Annotated in this window: 15 protein-coding genes and 2 tRNA genes; 7 read left to right on the forward strand and 10 right to left on the reverse strand. The window is 64.4% G+C overall.

Annotated elements, in window-relative coordinates; translation table 11 throughout:
- The first annotated feature begins 87 nt into the window (after window positions 1-87).
- From HZZ13_RS30475 to lepB, 4 genes are all read left to right on the forward strand, one after another.
- Window positions 88-160: transfer RNA gene (locus HZZ13_RS30475), tRNA-Phe, on the forward strand.
- A gap of 4 nt (window positions 161-164) precedes the next feature.
- Window positions 165-232 (forward strand) — tRNA-Gln (locus HZZ13_RS30480).
- A gap of 335 nt (window positions 233-567) precedes the next feature.
- Window positions 568-1,731 (forward strand): slipin family protein, encoded by a 1,164-nt coding sequence (locus HZZ13_RS30485; protein ID WP_197963197.1) that lies wholly within the window; start codon window positions 568-570, stop codon window positions 1,729-1,731.
- Window positions 1,732-1,892: 161 nt separating this feature from the next.
- Complete coding sequence (lepB, locus tag HZZ13_RS30490) at window positions 1,893-2,636, forward strand: signal peptidase I (protein ID WP_197963198.1); 744 nt, start codon at window positions 1,893-1,895, stop codon at window positions 2,634-2,636.
- A gap of 63 nt (window positions 2,637-2,699) precedes the next feature.
- Here lepB and HZZ13_RS30495 read toward each other — a convergent pair whose 3' ends face one another.
- The 3 genes from HZZ13_RS30495 to HZZ13_RS30505 form a co-directional block, all read right to left on the reverse strand.
- A complete protein-coding gene (locus HZZ13_RS30495; protein ID WP_197963199.1) occupies window positions 2,700-2,987 on the reverse strand; it encodes a GIY-YIG nuclease family protein in 288 nt (95 codons plus the stop codon).
- A 147-nt stretch (window positions 2,988-3,134) separates the two neighbouring features.
- A complete protein-coding gene (gene groL, locus HZZ13_RS30500; RefSeq protein WP_194467474.1) occupies window positions 3,135-4,775 on the reverse strand; it encodes a chaperonin GroEL in 1,641 nt (546 codons plus the stop codon).
- 45 nt (window positions 4,776-4,820) lie between these two features.
- Complete coding sequence (locus HZZ13_RS30505) at window positions 4,821-5,135, reverse strand: co-chaperone GroES (protein ID WP_025037205.1); 315 nt, start codon at window positions 5,133-5,135, stop codon at window positions 4,821-4,823.
- A gap of 400 nt (window positions 5,136-5,535) precedes the next feature.
- On the opposite strand from HZZ13_RS30505, the gene HZZ13_RS30510 reads away from it, so the two are divergent.
- Entirely contained in the window at window positions 5,536-5,823 is a 288-nt protein-coding gene (locus HZZ13_RS30510) for an usg protein (RefSeq protein ID WP_027560138.1), read from the forward strand.
- Window positions 5,824-5,830: 7 nt separating this feature from the next.
- On the opposite strand, the gene HZZ13_RS30515 is transcribed toward HZZ13_RS30510, so the two are convergent.
- Entirely contained in the window at window positions 5,831-6,079 is a 249-nt protein-coding gene (locus tag HZZ13_RS30515) for a hypothetical protein (protein WP_246504612.1), read from the reverse strand.
- A gap of 325 nt (window positions 6,080-6,404) precedes the next feature.
- Between HZZ13_RS30515 and HZZ13_RS30520 the strand changes: the two genes are divergently transcribed.
- Both HZZ13_RS30520 and HZZ13_RS30525 read left to right on the forward strand, forming a co-directional pair.
- Window positions 6,405-6,932, forward strand: coding sequence for a cupin domain-containing protein (locus HZZ13_RS30520; RefSeq protein WP_197963200.1), 528 nt, complete (start codon window positions 6,405-6,407; stop codon window positions 6,930-6,932).
- A gap of 150 nt (window positions 6,933-7,082) precedes the next feature.
- Complete coding sequence (locus HZZ13_RS30525) at window positions 7,083-8,282, forward strand: rhomboid family intramembrane serine protease (RefSeq protein WP_246504613.1); 1,200 nt, start codon at window positions 7,083-7,085, stop codon at window positions 8,280-8,282.
- A gap of 2 nt (window positions 8,283-8,284) precedes the next feature.
- On the opposite strand, the gene HZZ13_RS30530 is transcribed toward HZZ13_RS30525, so the two are convergent.
- The 6 genes from HZZ13_RS30530 to HZZ13_RS30555 form a co-directional block, all read right to left on the reverse strand.
- Window positions 8,285-9,535, reverse strand: coding sequence for a NupC/NupG family nucleoside CNT transporter (locus HZZ13_RS30530; RefSeq protein ID WP_197963201.1), 1,251 nt, complete (start codon window positions 9,533-9,535; stop codon window positions 8,285-8,287).
- A gap of 228 nt (window positions 9,536-9,763) precedes the next feature.
- On the reverse strand, window positions 9,764-10,522 hold the full coding sequence (locus HZZ13_RS30535; RefSeq protein WP_172783042.1) for an SDR family oxidoreductase: 759 nt from the start codon (window positions 10,520-10,522) through the stop codon (window positions 9,764-9,766).
- A 26-nt stretch (window positions 10,523-10,548) separates the two neighbouring features.
- The gene (locus HZZ13_RS30540; protein ID WP_036015360.1) at window positions 10,549-11,307 is read right to left on the reverse strand and encodes a proteasome-type protease; all 759 of its coding nucleotides are present in this window, start codon (window positions 11,305-11,307) and stop codon (window positions 10,549-10,551) included.
- Between the two features lie 181 nt (window positions 11,308-11,488).
- Window positions 11,489-12,337, reverse strand: a complete 849-nt coding sequence (locus HZZ13_RS30545) for a transglutaminase family protein (protein ID WP_197963202.1) — start codon at window positions 12,335-12,337, stop codon at window positions 11,489-11,491.
- 102 nt (window positions 12,338-12,439) lie between these two features.
- Window positions 12,440-13,384 carry an alpha-E domain-containing protein gene (locus tag HZZ13_RS30550; RefSeq protein ID WP_036015356.1) on the reverse strand — a complete coding sequence of 315 codons (945 nt, stop codon included), beginning with the start codon at window positions 13,382-13,384 and terminating at the stop codon, window positions 12,440-12,442.
- A gap of 4 nt (window positions 13,385-13,388) precedes the next feature.
- Window positions 13,389-14,807, reverse strand: a complete 1,419-nt coding sequence (locus HZZ13_RS30555) for a circularly permuted type 2 ATP-grasp protein (RefSeq protein WP_197963203.1) — start codon at window positions 14,805-14,807, stop codon at window positions 13,389-13,391.
- Window positions 14,808-15,040 lie beyond the last annotated feature (233 nt).

Here is a 15,040-nt window from a genome sequence, read left to right on the forward strand (position 1 = left end):
TCGCTAGGCCATGGGTTCGGGCTCGCTGAGATCCCGACTGGCGCGGATCGCTCTGCGATTTCGTGTTCCGCCGAATGAAGGAGAAGCGCAGGACGTAGCTCATGGAGAGCGTCGGGCTGAACACCCGAAGGCATCGGTTCGATTCCGGTCTCTTGCCCCACGAAGGATAGCTCAGTTGGGTAGAGCAGGTGATGTTGAAATCATCGGGTCGCGGGTTCGAATCCCGCTCCAAGCGCTCCGTTTCAGCCTGAAAAGCTGATACCTCTGACGAGGACCGGACGCGCGCTTCAGTCGCAGTCCGGCCGTTTTGCCGCAAGGCTTTCCGTCCGAACCTAGACACTGTGAGACCGGCTTTGCGCCGCGGGTAGATACCGCTTGCGCTGATGCCGGGTGGCTCCGCATGACCGCGCGGCACGTCTCGCGCGATCGCGCGCGTGCGCCCGTCGTCAGGCAAGCTCAAGCCCTGGCCCGCCGATCTTTCAGGAAGCGTCGTCCGCGTCCTCACATCCTTTGCAAACGAAACCTGCTGCCCGGCATCCGCCGGGCGCAAAATAAAGGAGGCGTGCCATGACTTTGAACAAGGGCTGGCATTTGCTGATGCTGAACGTGACGGTGAAGGATGGCGAGCGTGCGTTGCTCACGCGCAACGGGCAGCTCGTGCGCGTGCTCGTGCCCGGCAAGCATCGTCTGTTCGATCCCCTGCACGAGCTGAAGGCCGAGGTGTTCGACGTGGTCCGCAGCGAATTTCCTGCGGAGCGCTACGCGGTGCTGAAGGCCGCGCGGCCCGATCTGGCCGCCGAGCTGTTCGAGGCGGTCGAGACCGGAGCGGACGAGATCGCCATCGTCAGCCTCGACGGCCGGCCCGTGCATCTGATGACGCCCTGGCAGGTGCGCGTCTACTGGAAGGTCGCGACGCGCATCGATGTCGAGCGCATCGACGTGTCCGCTGATCCCAAGGTCAGCACGCGGCATCTGGCCATGATCGAGCGCAACCGCTCGGCGGTGACGTCGGAGACGGTGGTCGAGAACCACGAGGCGGGTCTGCTCTACGTCGAGGGCCGGCTCGTGGAGCGGCTCGCGCCCGGCCGGCACGCCTTCTGGACCGTCGGCCGCAAGATCGAGGTGAAGCGCCTCGACCTGCGGCCCCAGGCGATCGAGATCACCGCGCAGGAGATGCTGACCAAGGATCGCATCGCGCTGCGGGTGACGTTGACCGCGTTCCGTAAGGTCGTCGATCCCGAGCGCACGGTCGCGACCGTGCCCGACGTGGATGCGTGGCTGTACCGCCTGGTGCAGTTCGCGATCCGCGAGGCGGTCGCGAGCCGGACGCTGGACGAGGTGCTGTCGGCGAAGGCGGCGCTCGATGCTGAGCTGCGCGACTACGTGCGGGCACGGGTCGTAGAGTCCGGTGTCGAGGTGACCGAGCTCGGCGTCAAGGACGTGATCCTGCCCGGCGAGATCCGGGAGCTGGTGAACAAGGTGGTGGAGGCGGAGCGGGTCGCGAAGGCGAACCTGATCCGCCGGCAGGAGGAGACCGCGGCGACGCGTTCGCTCCTGAACACTGCTCGCCTGATGGAGGAGAACCCCCTGCTGCTGCGGCTCAAGGAGCTGGAGTCGCTGGAGCGGCTGGTCGAGAAGGTCGGCCGCATCGACCTCCATGCCGGCGACGGCCAGGGCCTCGATGCCCTCCTGACCCGGCTCGTGCGCCTGAAGGCGCCCGAGAGCGCATGAACCGAAGGGCCGCCCACGGGCGGCCCTTCACATCGGCGTTGCCGCCGTCCGCATTGAACGCGGTCGACGCGAGGTGCGACCAATTCGAGCTCGGCGGGGATTGAGCGCGCTCGCAGGTTGCGTCATTCTGGAGCCGCAACGTCTTGAATCAGGGAAGGCGCATGACCGTTCTTCAGGAATCGACTCGCCCCGCGGCGCGATCCAGCGACTGGAAGGCGATCGTTATCCTGATCCTCATGATCCCGGTGCTGTGGTCGCCGGTGATCCTGTTTCGCTTCGTCCTGTATCAGCCGTTCAACATCCCGTCCCGCTCGATGGCGCCGACACTGGTGGTCGGCGACTACGTCTTTGCCGCGAAATACGCCTACGGCTATGGCCGCTATTCCTTCCCCTTCGCGTCGTCCTTGATCTCGGGCCGCATCCTCGCAGCCGATCCCGAATACGGCGACATCGTCGTGTTCCGGACCGCGAAGGATGGTTCGGTCGACTACGTCAAGCGCGTCGTCGGCCTGCCCGGAGACCGCATCCAGATGCGGCGCGGCCAACTCATCCTCAACGACCGCCCGGTGACCCGCGTCGCCCTGGAGACGACACGTGCCGGCGACGCCTGCAGTTTCGACGGCAGCGCGGCCGTCAAGCGCTGGCGCGAGACGCTGCCGAACGGCGCGTCCTATGTCACCTACGACTGCGTCGATAACGGCACTCTCGACAACACCAACGTCTTCACGGTGCCGCCGGGCCACTTCTTCGTGCTCGGCGACAACCGCGACAATTCCACCGACAGCCGCATGCCGGCGTTCGGCTTCGTGCCGATGGAGAATTTCATCGGCAAGGTGACGCGGATCTTCTGGTCGCTCGACGAGGACGGCGAGCCGCGCTTCGAGCGGATCGGGAAGGTGGAGTGAGGCCTAGACTGTCATTCCGGGGCGGCGCGGAGCGCCGAGCCCGGAATCCATTGATCCGCGTGTTCAGCTCGCGATTTGCGGATACAAGTCGATCCATTGAGGATTCTTCTCCTCAATGAGCCGGATTTTCCATTCTCTCCGCCACTTCTTCAATTCCTTCTCGCGCGCGATGGCCGTGACGGGATCGTCGTAAATCTCGAACCATATAAGCCTGTCGACCGAATACCGCTTGCTGAATCCGGCGGCGATTTTGCTCTTATGTTCGTAGATGCGGCGGACGATATCGTTCGTCACGCCGATATAGAGCGTGCCGTACTTCTTGCTGGCGAGGAGGTAGACGTAATAGGCCATGAGTGCGCGGTGAAATGGATTCCGGGCTCGCGACTTCGTCGCGCCCCGGAATGACCAAAATTACAACTTTTGCGTGCCTCATTCAAAAACAAAAACCCCGGCATCGCTGCCGGGGTTTCGCATTCGTATCGTGCCTGAACGGCTGGATCAGAAGTCCATGCCGCCCATGCCGCCGCCCGGGGGCATCGCGGGGCCGGCGCCGCCCTTCTTGGGCAGCTCGGCGACCATGGCTTCGGTGGTGATCAGGAGCGCGGCAACCGAGGCTGCGTTCTGGATCGCGGTGCGGACCACCTTGGTCGGGTCGATGATGCCCTTCTTGACGAGGTCGGCATATTCGCCGGTCTGGGAGTCGAAGCCGTAATTGTAGGCCTTGTTCTCCAGGATCTTGCCGACGATCACCGAGCCGTCTTCACCGGCGTTGATCGCGATCTGGCGAGCGGGCGCCGACAGCGCCTTGCGCACGATCTCGACGCCGGTCTTCTGGTCGTCGTTCTTGGTGCGCAGGCCCTTGAGCTGTTCGGAGGCACGGAGCAGGGCGACGCCGCCGCCCGGAACGATGCCTTCCTCGACGGCTGCGCGGGTCGCATGCATCGCGTCATCAACGCGATCCTTGCGCTCCTTCACCTCGACCTCGGTCGCGCCGCCGACGCGGATCACCGCGACGCCGCCCGCGAGCTTGGCGAGACGCTCCTGGAGCTTCTCACGGTCGTAGTCCGAGGTGGTCTCCTCGATCTGCGCCTTGATCTGGGCCACGCGCGCCTCGATGTCGGCCTTCTTGCCGGCGCCGTTGACGATCGTGGTGTTCTCCTTGTCGATCATCACCTTCTTGGCGCGACCGAGCATGTTGAGCGTGACGTTCTCGAGCTTGATGCCGAGGTCTTCCGAGATCGCCTGGCCGCCGGTCAGGATCGCGATGTCCTGCAGCATGGCCTTGCGGCGATCGCCGAAGCCCGGAGCCTTGACGGCCGCGACCTTCAGGCCGCCACGCAGGCGGTTCACGACGAGGGTGGCGAGGGCTTCACCTTCGACGTCCTCGGCGACGATGACCAGCGGCTTGCCGGTCTGCACCACGGCCTCGAGCAGCGGCAGCAGCTCGTTCAGCGAGGAGAGCTTCTTCTCGTTGATGAGGATGTAGGCGTCGTCCATCTCAACGCGCATCTTGTCGGCGTTGGTGACGAAGTAGGGCGAGATGTAGCCGCGGTCGAACTGCATGCCCTCGACGACGTCGAGCTCGGTCTCGAGCGACTTGGCTTCCTCGACGGTGATGACACCCTCGTTGCCGACCTTCTTCATGGCGTCGGAGAGGAACTTGCCGATCTCGGCATCGCCGTTGGCCGAGATGGTACCCACCTGGGCGATCTCGTCGTTCGAGGTGACCTTCTTCGAGTTCTTCTCGAGGTCGGCCACGACGGCTTCGACCGCGAGGTCGATGCCGCGCTTCAGGTCCATCGGGTTCATGCCGGCAGCGACCGACTTGGCGCCTTCCTTCACGATCGCGGCCGCGAGCACGGTGGCGGTGGTGGTGCCGTCGCCGGCCGCGTCAGCGGACTTGGAGGCGACTTCGCGCACCATCTGCGCGCCCATGTTTTCGAACTTGTCGTCGAGCTCGATCTCCTTGGCGACGGTGACGCCGTCCTTGGTGATGCGGGGAGCGCCGAACGACTTGTCGAGCACGACGTTGCGGCCCTTCGGACCGAGCGTGACCTTCACCGCGTTGGCGAGAATGTCGACACCGCGCAGCATCTTGTCGCGCGCTTCAACCGAGAATTTGACTTCTTTGGCTGCCATCTGGAGTTTTCCTTGAGGGTTTGACTGGAGGGAGGAGAGGGGCTCTTAAGCCGCCTTCTTCTTGGATTCGCTGACTTCGAGAACGCCCATCACGTCGCTCTCCTTCATGATCAGCAGGTCCTGGCCGTCGATCTTGACCTCGGTGCCGGACCACTTGCCGAACAGCACGCGGTCGCCGACCTTCAGGTCGATCGGGATCAGCTTGCCAGCTTCGTCGCGGCCACCGGGGCCAACGGCGACGACTTCGCCCTGGGAGGGCTTTTCCTTGGCAGTGTCGGGAATGATGATGCCGCCAGCGGTCTTCTCTTCTGCGTCGATGCGCTTGACCACGACGCGGTCGTGAAGCGGACGGAATTTCATGCAGTCCTCCTAAGCAATTGCTCGGGTTGAGGTTTTGGGATTGTTAGCAGTCGTTGCCCGCGAGTGCTAGCGCGAGCGACGCAGAAATAGGACAGGAATTTTGCGGGGGCAAGTGTTTGTAGCAGAAAATTTAGCAGCCGGCAGCGCTGACTGCCAGAAACTCCTTGCCATTGTTAACCGGGCCTCGGAGGCCTCTTCCCGGCATCTTGGGAGGCCGTATTAGCACGGGGACGCATCTGCTGCTAACGCATTGAATTTCAACAGCTTGTTAAACTTTTGGGCTTGAGATGAGTTGTCAGTTTGCGTCACATTTCTCTCATGTGAGCGCATCGTTTCCGGGTGGCTCCCGGGGCGCGGATCAAGCCACCCCCTGCATGCGCTCCTGCAAAGGAGGTTTGGCATGGGACTGCGCGTTGGGGGCGTTTCCGAAGATTTCCGGAAACAGATGCTGGGCTACGGGCTGACGACGGCACAAATTCTCTATCGGATGCCGGATCATCCGTCGCTGCTCCAGACCTATGTCTGGCAGAACTACGACATGTTTCCGAAATTTCCGGCGCTCACCGATTTCCTGGCGTTCTGGCAGGAGAAGCTCGATGGCCCCCTGCATTCGGTCACTGTGGCGCATTCCAAGCTGATCAAGCCGGCCGAGCTCCGCGCCGTCGACGGCGTGTTCCGGCTGCATTGAGCAGAGATCAGACGCCGCCGTTGCAATAGCGTGTCCACATCGCGCGATAGGCCTCGTCCACCGCTTGCGCATATGCGACCGGGTTGCCCGCGGCCGTGGCATCGATGCGCCCAGGCAATTCGCGGCGCAACTTGTCGAGCTCGCCGATCTCGGCCGCACGGCTGGCCGCGATCTCGACATAGGCCTCCTCGCTGTCGGCGCCCCAGTCCGGCAGGCCAAGTGCGGTGAGGATGGCGCCGGCAGCGTCACGAAGCACGGCAGGTCGACCACGGTCTCTGCAAACAGATGCCGAACCGCAGACAGTTTGGGGCAAGCTACGACCGATGCGGTGATCGCGTGACGGGGTGGGGTGATCTCTCCACACCGGCACTGTTCGAGGCGGAGAGACCGTCACCCCACCCCGCTCGCGCTGCGCGCGATCGACCCTCCCCCTCCAGCGGAGGGCCAGGGAGGGTGAGAGCGCGGATGCGGCGTTACTCAACACGACCAGCTCTGCAATTGCTGCCTCGCCGGGGACTGGGTAAGCTGGCGTTCGGGCCACACCCGTGCGACGGGCGCGGCTCGGAACAGGGAGGCAGACAATGGCCAAGCCAAAGGCATCGAGGCCCGCATTGAAGACCGCGGTGAAGAAGCGGAGCGGCGCCAAGGCAGCGGCGCGATCCTTTGCGCGCAAGGCAGTGAAGGCGAAGGCGCGTATCGCGGCGCCGAAGAAGCCCGCACGTCCGAAGCAGCGCATCGCGGTCAGCCATCACCGCGAGGAAGACTTCAAGGCCGACGGCTTGCGCGCCTACGCGAAGTATCGCGACCTCGGCATCGCCGAGGCGACCCATGGCCTCGCGCAGGCGCATGTGATCCGCTTGCAAGGCCCCTGCAACCCGGCCGAGGTGTCAAAGCTGCACTATCACGACGTCGAATTCCAGATGGTCTACGTGCTCAAGGGCTGGGTGAAGACCTATATGGAAGGGCAGGGCGAGACCTTGATGAAGCAAGGCAGCGCCTGGACCCAGCCGCCGAAGATCAGGCACATGATCCTGGACTATTCGGACGACGTGGAGCTGCTGGAGGTGATCCTGCCGGCGGAGTTCAAGACGGTGGAGTTGAAGGCGTAAGCGCGATTCTTGATCGCTAAAATGCTATCGATCCGCGAAACCGGGCGGTCAGCAATTGCAACGATTTCAGCCGCCCCGCAAGCCTGGTGCTAACCAGTCGAAAATGCCTCTCGCGTCAACTCAAGGCTGTGACAACGCGGGAGATGCTTCATGGCGACCAACACTTTTGGCCGACGCGGCACCGTAGCGCCAGCTCCAAGAGCATCGTTTCAACCCGCCGCCGCGCCGATCGCCATAGAGAAGCCCTCTTCCGGCGAGGAGACGCTCTTTGCCGACAACAAGCTGCTGGCCGATATTCCTTTCCTCACCATCGGCCTGATCTTCGGTCTGCTCCTGATCTTCGTTCTGCAACGCAGCCTGGCCATCGACATTGCGCGGGACGGCGACCTCGATGTCCGCTCGCTGATTGCTCAGGGTGCGTCCGGCTACGATCTCGTGGTCGGAAGGGGGGAGTGGTGGCGGATCGGCCTTGCGCCGCTTCTGCATGGCAGCGGGTGGCACCTCGTCAGCAATTGCGTGGCGCTGTTCATCGTCGGCGTCAGGCTGGAGTCGCTGATCGGCCGCGGCTGGTTCGCGCTGATCTTCGTTGCCAGTGCATTGGCCGGTGAGGCCGGCTCGCTGCTCGGCAACGGTCCCGGCACGGTCGGCGTCGGCGCGTCCGGCGCCATCACCGGACTGATCGCTGCGCTGTTCGTCGCGAGCTTCGATCCCGAAGCCGACGCCGATCAAACCATATCGAGGCTGAAGACGTCGCTGTTCTTTGGTGTTCCCGCACTGCTGCCGCTTGCCTTTGGCGCGTCCGGCAACGTCAACTATTACGCCCATGCAGGCGGTGCGGTCGCCGGCGCCGCGCTTGCCGTCACGCCGTGGCTCGCCTTCTGGTCCTATGACAGCCTGCCCCGGAGCGCGAGCATGACTTTGCTCGCAGGATCCATTGGATCTCTGATCTGCGCCGGCTTCGCCGCCGCCCACTACTCGGCCTACATGGCCGATGCCGCGCACTATATCCGCGCGTCGGAAGTGCCGGTGAAGGCTGACGAGATGGTCAGCCGGTCACTCGATCTCGTCACTCGCTACCCGAAAGACGCGCGGGCTCACGTGTACCGTGCGGTCTTCTTCCTGGAACAAGCGAACCTCAGGGCTGCCGAGACGGAAGCGCGAACCGCCATGTCGCTCGCTGCTTCCGACGTGGCGGGCGGACCGGTGCGTTCCGGGGCACAGGGCTTGATGGCGGTGTTGCTGTGGGCGCAGGGGCGAACCAGCGAGGCAAAGGCCATGGCGGCCGAGCCGTGCCGTGCCAAGATGCCCGAGGTGCGTCGCATCCTGCAGAAGTCGAAATTGTGCGGTTGAGCCTATGCCAGCACCCCCACCACCGCGCCCATCAGACAGGTCGTCAGCGTCCCCGACACGATCGACTTCAGCCCCAGCGCATTGATCTCCTCGCGCCGTTCCGGCGCCATCACCCCTAGGCCGCCGATCATGATGCCGAGGCTGGCGAAATTGGCGAAGCCGCACATCGCATAGAGCATGATCAGGCGCGAGCGCGGCTCGAGCGTATCGGGCGGCAGCTTCGAGAAGTCGACATAGGCGATCAATTCGTTGAGCACGGTCTTGGTACCCATCAGGCTGCCGGCGGTGATCGCCTGATCCCACGGCAATCCCATCAGCCAGCACACCGGCGCCATGACGAGGCCGAGCAGCCGCTGCAGCGAGATCGCAGCGCCGCCGGCGTGCGGGAGCAGGCCGAGGATTGCGTTGACGAGATAGACCAGCGCCACCAGCACCAGCAGCATCGCGACGATGTTGATCAGCAGCTCGATGCCCGCGCTGGTGCCTTTGACGATCGCGTCCATCGTGCTGGCGACCTCCATTTGCGGGTCCTCCAGCGCGCCGCCGGTACGCTTGTCGGAGGTTTCAGGCACCATGATCAGGCTGACCAGGATCGCCGCCGGCGCGCCGAGCACGGAGGCGATGACGAAATGCGCGGCGGCGTCCGGAATGAGCGGCGCCAGCAGCGTCGCATAGAGCACCAGCACCGTGCCGGCGATGCCGGCCATGCCTCCGGTCATGACCAGGAACAACTCGCTGCGCGTCATCTGTGCCAGATACGGCCGCACGAACAGCGGCGCCTCGACCATGCCGAGAAAGATGTTGGCGGCGGTCGAGAGCCCGACGGCGCCGCCGACGCCGAGCGTGCGCTCCAGCAGCCAGGCCATGCCGCGGACGATCGGTGGCAGCACGCGCCAATAGAACAGCAGCGTCGTCAACACGCTCATGACCAGCACGATCGGCAGCGCCTGGAACGCCAGGATGAAGTCCGCGCCCGGCACCTTCAGGTCGAAGGGCAGGGATCCGCCGCCGACATAGCCGAACACGAAGGCGGAGCCGGCCCGCGAGGCCGCCGAGATCGCGCCGACCGCGTCGTTGATGGCCCCGAAACCATGGGCGACGACCGGCAGCTTCAGCAGCACGAGGGCGGTGACCAAGGTCGCGGCAAGGCCGATCGCCGCCTGGCGCAGCGACACGGCGCGGCGATTTTCCGCCAGCGCGAAGGCGATCAACAGCAATGCGAAAATGCCGAGTGCCGATTGCAGGCGCAGCATGGTGTCCCCAAACCCCTCGATGATTATGGCCGCGCCTGCGCTGCAAAGGCAATGCCGGGCGGACATGGAGGCGCTTTTGGCCTCGTGTCCCGGACAAGCCGCAACGCGTCAGCGTTGCGGCGCAGAGCCGGGACCCAGAAGGCCAGGATCGAGATCGCGGAGGCATGGGCCCCGGCTCAGCAGCGCGTCATTGCATGCCGCGTTGCGTCCGGGGCACGAGAGCGGCGACTAGCCCCGCCCGACGAACGGCATCTTGGTCGCCATCACCGTCATGGTCAGCACGTTGGCATCGAGCGGCAGGCTGGCCATGTAGGCCACCGCGTCGCCGACGGCCTTGGCGTCCATGCGCGGCTCGTGCTTGGTGGTGCCGTCGGGCTGCAGCACGCCGGGGCCGTTGACCATGCGGTCGGTCATCGGGGTCGCGGCATTGCCGATGTCGACCTGGCCGACGGCGATGTCGTACATGCGGCCGTCGAGATTGCTCGCCTTGGTGAGGCCGGTGATGGCGTGCTTGGTCGAGGTATAGGCCGCCGAAAACGGCCGCGGCGCATGCGCCGAGATCGAGCCGTTGTTGATGATGCGGCCGCCGCGCGGGGTCTGGTCCTTCATGATGCGGAAGGCGTGCTGGGTGCACAGGAACGGGCCGGTGAGGTTGGTGTTCACCACCGCCTGCCATTGCTCGAGGCTGAGATCCTCGAAGTTGACGGCCGGCGCGCCCATGCCGGCATTGTTGAAGAGCACGTCGAGACGGCCATAGGTCGCCTTCACCTTGTCGAACAGTGCGGCGATGGAGTCGGGCTTGGTCATGTCGGCGGTGACGCAGAGGCTTTTCCCGGCGGGACCGAGCTTTGCCGTCTCCTCGAGCATGTCGAGCCGGCGGCCTGCGAGCACCACGGTGAAGCCGGTGTTCATCAGCGCCAGCGACGCCGCGCGCCCGACGCCGGTGCCGGCGCCCGTCACCAATGCGATTTTTTTCGCGTCACTCATCGTTTCCTGCCTTTTCTCTTCTGCTGTCAGGTTTTGGGTTCTTTGTCGTTCTTGTAGGGCGGACGCGGAATGTTCTGATGAGCCGCGCGCAAGGCCGCCGACCAGCGTGAGCGAAGGTCGTGGAAATAAGGCTCGCCCGCTTCGATGCGATGATTGAGATCGGCTTCGCAGGCATCGTTGCGCACCACCAGCACGTCGATCGGCAGGCCGACGCCGAGGTTCGAGCGCATCGTCGAATCCATCGAGATCAGGCCGGTCTTCAGCGCCTCGTAGAGCTCGACGTCGTAATGCATGGCGCGGTCGAGCACCGGCTTGCCGTATTTGTGCTCGCCGATCTGCAGGTAGGGCGTGTCGGTGGTGCACTCGATGAAATTGCCGGCGGTGTAGACCATGAACAGGCGCATCCGCGCGCCCTTGATCTGGCCGCCGAACAGGAAGGAGACGTCGAAGGAGACGTCCTCGGATTTCAGCGCCGGCCCTTCGGTGGCATGCACCGCCCGGATCGCCCGGCCGATGCGCTGGGCGGCCTGGAACATGGTCGGCGCGTTCATCAGCGTCTCGATCTCGCCCGTGTTGGGGTCTTCAAGGCCCTCGGTCAGCGTCGAGAGCACCGATTGGCTGATGGCGAGGTTGCCGGCACTGGCGATCGCCATGATGCGCTCGCCGGGCTTGGAGAAGATGTGCAGCTTGCGGAAGGTCGAGACGTTGTCGAGGCCGGCATTGGTGCGGGTATCGGCGATCATCACCAGACCGTCCCGAACCAGGATTCCGCAGCAATAGGTCATTTCCAGTCCCCGAACGCGTTTGCGCGGAATTACTAGCCAATTTCAGGGGCCACTCCAACCCCCGATTGGGTCCGTCATTCCGGGGCGCGACGAAGTCGCGAGCCCGGAATCCATTCATCCACGAACTCTGCGGCTCGATGGATTCCGGGTTCGATGCTTCGCATCGCCCCGGAATGACAGTCTAGCCCTGCCGCTGGGACTGCGATTGCGACTGCCCGCCGCGGCCGGCCTGTTCGACCTTCACCGCCACCGTCAGCGTTTCCGTGCCGCCGCCGTAGCGCGTGCCGCGCACCGGGGCCGCGCCGAGATAGTCGAGCCCGATCGCGAGGCGGACATGAGCGTCGGTGGCGCAGATGCTGTTGGCAGGATCGAAGCCGACCCAGCCGAGATCGGACACGTAGGCCTCCGCCCAGGCATGGCCGGCCTCCTGGTGCACGGTGTCGTCCGCACGCAGGAAATGCCCGGAGACGAAGCGCGCCGGCACGCCGCCGGCGCGGGCGCAGGCGATGAAGATGTGCGCGTAGTCCTGGCAGACCCCGCGCTTGAGCGTGAACGCCTCCGCTGCGGACGTGCCGCTGTTGGTGGGGTCCTCGTCGAACGTCATGTGATCGGCAACCTCAGTCATCAGCGTGTGCAGGAAGCCCAGCGTGTCGCTCTCGGCCTCGCTGCGCAGCTGGCGCGCGACCGCCGCCATCGCCGGATTAACCGAGGTGAGGTCGGTGGAGCGCAGGAACATGCCGGGGGGAAAACGCTCATCGGTGCCGCGCAGCACGCCGCCGGTGTCGTGGGTCTCGATCAGCCCTTCGGCCGTGATCTGGATGTCGCCGACAGGCCCGCAGGACAGCACGTGGGTGACGTTGCCGAACGCGTCCTCATGCATGTCGAGCTTGGTGTCGGTGGAGACGTCGATCTGCCATTCGGCGACGTACTGCCCGTCATGGCTACCCGGCGTCATGCGCAGGATCTGGATCACGCTGGTGGCCGGCGGCTCGTAGCGGTAGGTCGTGGTGTGCTGGATTCGCAGGCGCATGGTGAATTATGTGCTCCGTCATTCCGGGGCGATGCGCCAGCATCGAACCCGGAATCTCGAGATTCCGGGTTCGCCCTTCGGGCACCCCGGAATGACTGAAGATCAGATCAAATACTGCTTCGTGATGATTTCGCCCAGCCTGGAATTGTCCGCGATGAATTCCTGAATGAATTCATGCACGCCATGCTGGAAAATGTCGTTCATGTTGCTGTGTTCCAGCCGGTTGCGGATGCCGCGGGCGTGGCGCTGGGCCGGGCCCTGGCGGCCATAGGCGACGCCGATCTGGTCGAGGTTGCGGACGAGGTTGCCATAGCAGCTGGCGAGCGAGCGCGGCAGCGTGTCGTTGAGGATCAGGAGGTCCGCGATCAGCCAGGGCTTCAGCGTCTCGCGATAGACCCAGTGATAGGCCGTCAGCGCCGAGACCGATCGCAGGATCGAGCTCCACTGATAGAAATCGAGCGGCCCGCCGACATGCTCCTCCTCGGGCAGCAGCACGTGGTACTTTACGTCGAGGATGCGCGCGGTGTTGTCGGCGCGCTCGAGGTGCACACCCATGCGCGAGAACCAATAGGCGTCGTTGCGCAGCATGGTCCGATAGGCCGAGCCGTCGAAGCGTAGCGAGGTCTCCTGCACGAAGCGCAGGAATTTTGCGAGGTCCTCGCGCGTCGAGGTGCCCTTGCTCCACACCGCCTGAAGCTCGATCCAGGCCGAGTTGATGGTGTCCCACATCTCGCTGGTGAGCGCGGTGCGCACCGAGCGCGAGTTCAGCCGCGCCGCTTCGATGCAGTTTCGGATCGAGGACGGGTTGTTCTGGGAGAACGAGAGATACTCGACGACGTTGTGCTCGTTGGCTTCCTCATAGGCCTGATAGAAGCTCGCGGCCACGCCGGCGGTGAGCAGCGCCGAATCCCATTCATTGGTCTTGCCGATATAGGCGGCGGGAAGCGCGGTGACGCGCAGCGTCGCATCGATGGTGCGCGCGAGATATTCGGCCCGCTCGACGTAGCGGGCGAGCCAGTAGAGGTTTTCGGCGGTTCGCGACAGCATCTCTCTACTCGTCCAGAATCCAGGTGTCCTTGGTGCCGCCGCCCTGGCTCGAGTTCACCACCAGCGAGCCTTCCTTGAGCGCGACGCGTGTGAGCCCGCCGGGCACGATGGTCGTGCTCTTGCTGCCCGTGAGCACGAAGGGGCGAAGATCGACGTGACGTGGAGCGAGGCCCGACGCCGTGCAGGTCGGGCAGGTCGAGAGCGCAAGCGTCGGCTGGGCGATGAAACCTTCCGGCTCGCGCTTGAGCTTGTCGCGGAACGCTTCGATTGTCGCCTTGGTCGCGGCGGGGCCGATCAGCATGCCGTAGCCGCCGGAGCCGTGCACTTCCTTGACGACGAGCTCGCTCAAATTGTCCAGCACATAAGCGAGGTCCTTCGGCTCGCGGCAGCGCCAGGTCGGCACGTTCTTCAGGATCGGCTCCTCGCCGAGATAGAATCTCACGATGTCCGGCATGTAGGAGTAGATCGCCTTGTCGTCGGCGATGCCGGTGCCGACGGCGTTGGCGAGCGTGATGTTGCCGGCCGCATAGGCCGACATCAGTCCGGGCACGCCGAGCACCGAATCGGGACGGAAGGTGAGCGGGTCGAGGAAATCGTCGTCGACGCGGCGATAGATCACGTCGACCCGCTTCAATCCCTCCGTCGTCCGCATGAACACTTCGTTGTTCTTGACCACGAGGTCGCGGCCCTCGACCAGCTCGATGCCGAGCTTGTCGGCGAGGAAGGAGTGCTCGTAATAGGCGGAGTTGTAGACGCCGGGCGTGAGCAGGGCCACGGTCGGCTCGCTCGATGCGCTTTGCGGCGCGACCGAGCGCAGTGCTGCGAGCAGCTCGTCGGGATAGCGCTCGACCGGCGCCACCTTGTGGCGGGCGAACAAATCCGGAAACAGCCGCATCATGATCTCGCGGTTTTCCAGCATGTAGGACACGCCCGAAGGCGTGCGGGCGTTGTCCTCCAGGACGATGAAGTCCTCGGCGTCGACCCGGACGATGTCGATCCCGGCGATGTGCACGTAGACGTCGTGCGGCACCTGCTGCCCGTTCATCTCGGGACGGAACACCGGGTTCTGGAAGATCAGATCGTCGGGCACGATTTCGGCGCGGAGAATGTCGCGGCCGTGATAGATGTCGCGCAGGAACATGTTGAGCGCGCGCACGCGCTGCTTCAGGCCCTTCTCCAGCACCGCCCATTCCTTGGCGGACATGATCCGCGGAATCACATCGAAGGGGATCAGGCGCTCGGTGGACTCGGAATCGCCATAGACCGCGAAGGTGATGCCGATCCGGCGGAACAGGAGCTCGGCTTCCTGGCGGCGATATTCGAGCGCCTCGGGAGGCGTCTCCTTGAGCCAGCGTGCCAGCTCCTGGTAGGCGGGGCGGAGATCCCCGCCAGGAATGTTCATTTCATCAAACGCGACTGCCATAGATCCCGACTTGTCCCCCAAGGCGTTGCGCCATGAGCCAGGTCGCGTCGGCCTTGATGAGACCGCAACGTCCTGTGGCCATGCGTCAACAGTGCATGACTTTCATGTGGTAGCAAGGGCCGGGCCAGCGCGATAAGCGTGGAGAGCGGGCATTTGCCGGGGATGGCCGGCAGCGTGCCTGAAAAAATGGCTGAAGACTGCTTATTTCAGAAGCAAAACCGCGTGACTTCAAC

Origin of the sequence: Bradyrhizobium agreste (assembly GCF_016031625.1) — a bacterium.
Taxonomy (GTDB): domain Bacteria; phylum Pseudomonadota; class Alphaproteobacteria; order Rhizobiales; family Xanthobacteraceae; genus Bradyrhizobium; species Bradyrhizobium agreste.

Coding starts and splice junctions, on each gene's coding strand:
- HZZ13_RS30485 (WP_197963197.1), top strand. CDS start 568: ATGACTTTGAACAAGGGCTGGCATTTGCTGATGCTGAACGTGACGGTG.
- lepB (WP_197963198.1), top strand. CDS start 1,893: ATGACCGTTCTTCAGGAATCGACTCGCCCCGCGGCGCGATCCAGCGAC.
- HZZ13_RS30495 (WP_197963199.1), bottom strand. CDS start 2,987: ATGGCCTATTACGTCTACCTCCTCGCCAGCAAGAAGTACGGCACGCTC.
- groL (WP_194467474.1), bottom strand. CDS start 4,775: ATGGCAGCCAAAGAAGTCAAATTCTCGGTTGAAGCGCGCGACAAGATG.
- HZZ13_RS30505 (WP_025037205.1), bottom strand. CDS start 5,135: ATGAAATTCCGTCCGCTTCACGACCGCGTCGTGGTCAAGCGCATCGAC.
- HZZ13_RS30510 (WP_027560138.1), top strand. CDS start 5,536: ATGGGACTGCGCGTTGGGGGCGTTTCCGAAGATTTCCGGAAACAGATG.
- HZZ13_RS30520 (WP_197963200.1), top strand. CDS start 6,405: ATGGCCAAGCCAAAGGCATCGAGGCCCGCATTGAAGACCGCGGTGAAG.
- HZZ13_RS30525 (WP_246504613.1), top strand. CDS start 7,083: ATGGCGACCAACACTTTTGGCCGACGCGGCACCGTAGCGCCAGCTCCA.
- HZZ13_RS30530 (WP_197963201.1), bottom strand. CDS start 9,535: ATGCTGCGCCTGCAATCGGCACTCGGCATTTTCGCATTGCTGTTGATC.
- HZZ13_RS30535 (WP_172783042.1), bottom strand. CDS start 10,522: ATGAGTGACGCGAAAAAAATCGCATTGGTGACGGGCGCCGGCACCGGC.
- HZZ13_RS30540 (WP_036015360.1), bottom strand. CDS start 11,307: ATGACCTATTGCTGCGGAATCCTGGTTCGGGACGGTCTGGTGATGATC.
- HZZ13_RS30545 (WP_197963202.1), bottom strand. CDS start 12,337: ATGCGCCTGCGAATCCAGCACACCACGACCTACCGCTACGAGCCGCCG.
- HZZ13_RS30550 (WP_036015356.1), bottom strand. CDS start 13,384: ATGCTGTCGCGAACCGCCGAAAACCTCTACTGGCTCGCCCGCTACGTC.
- HZZ13_RS30555 (WP_197963203.1), bottom strand. CDS start 14,807: ATGGCAGTCGCGTTTGATGAAATGAACATTCCTGGCGGGGATCTCCGC.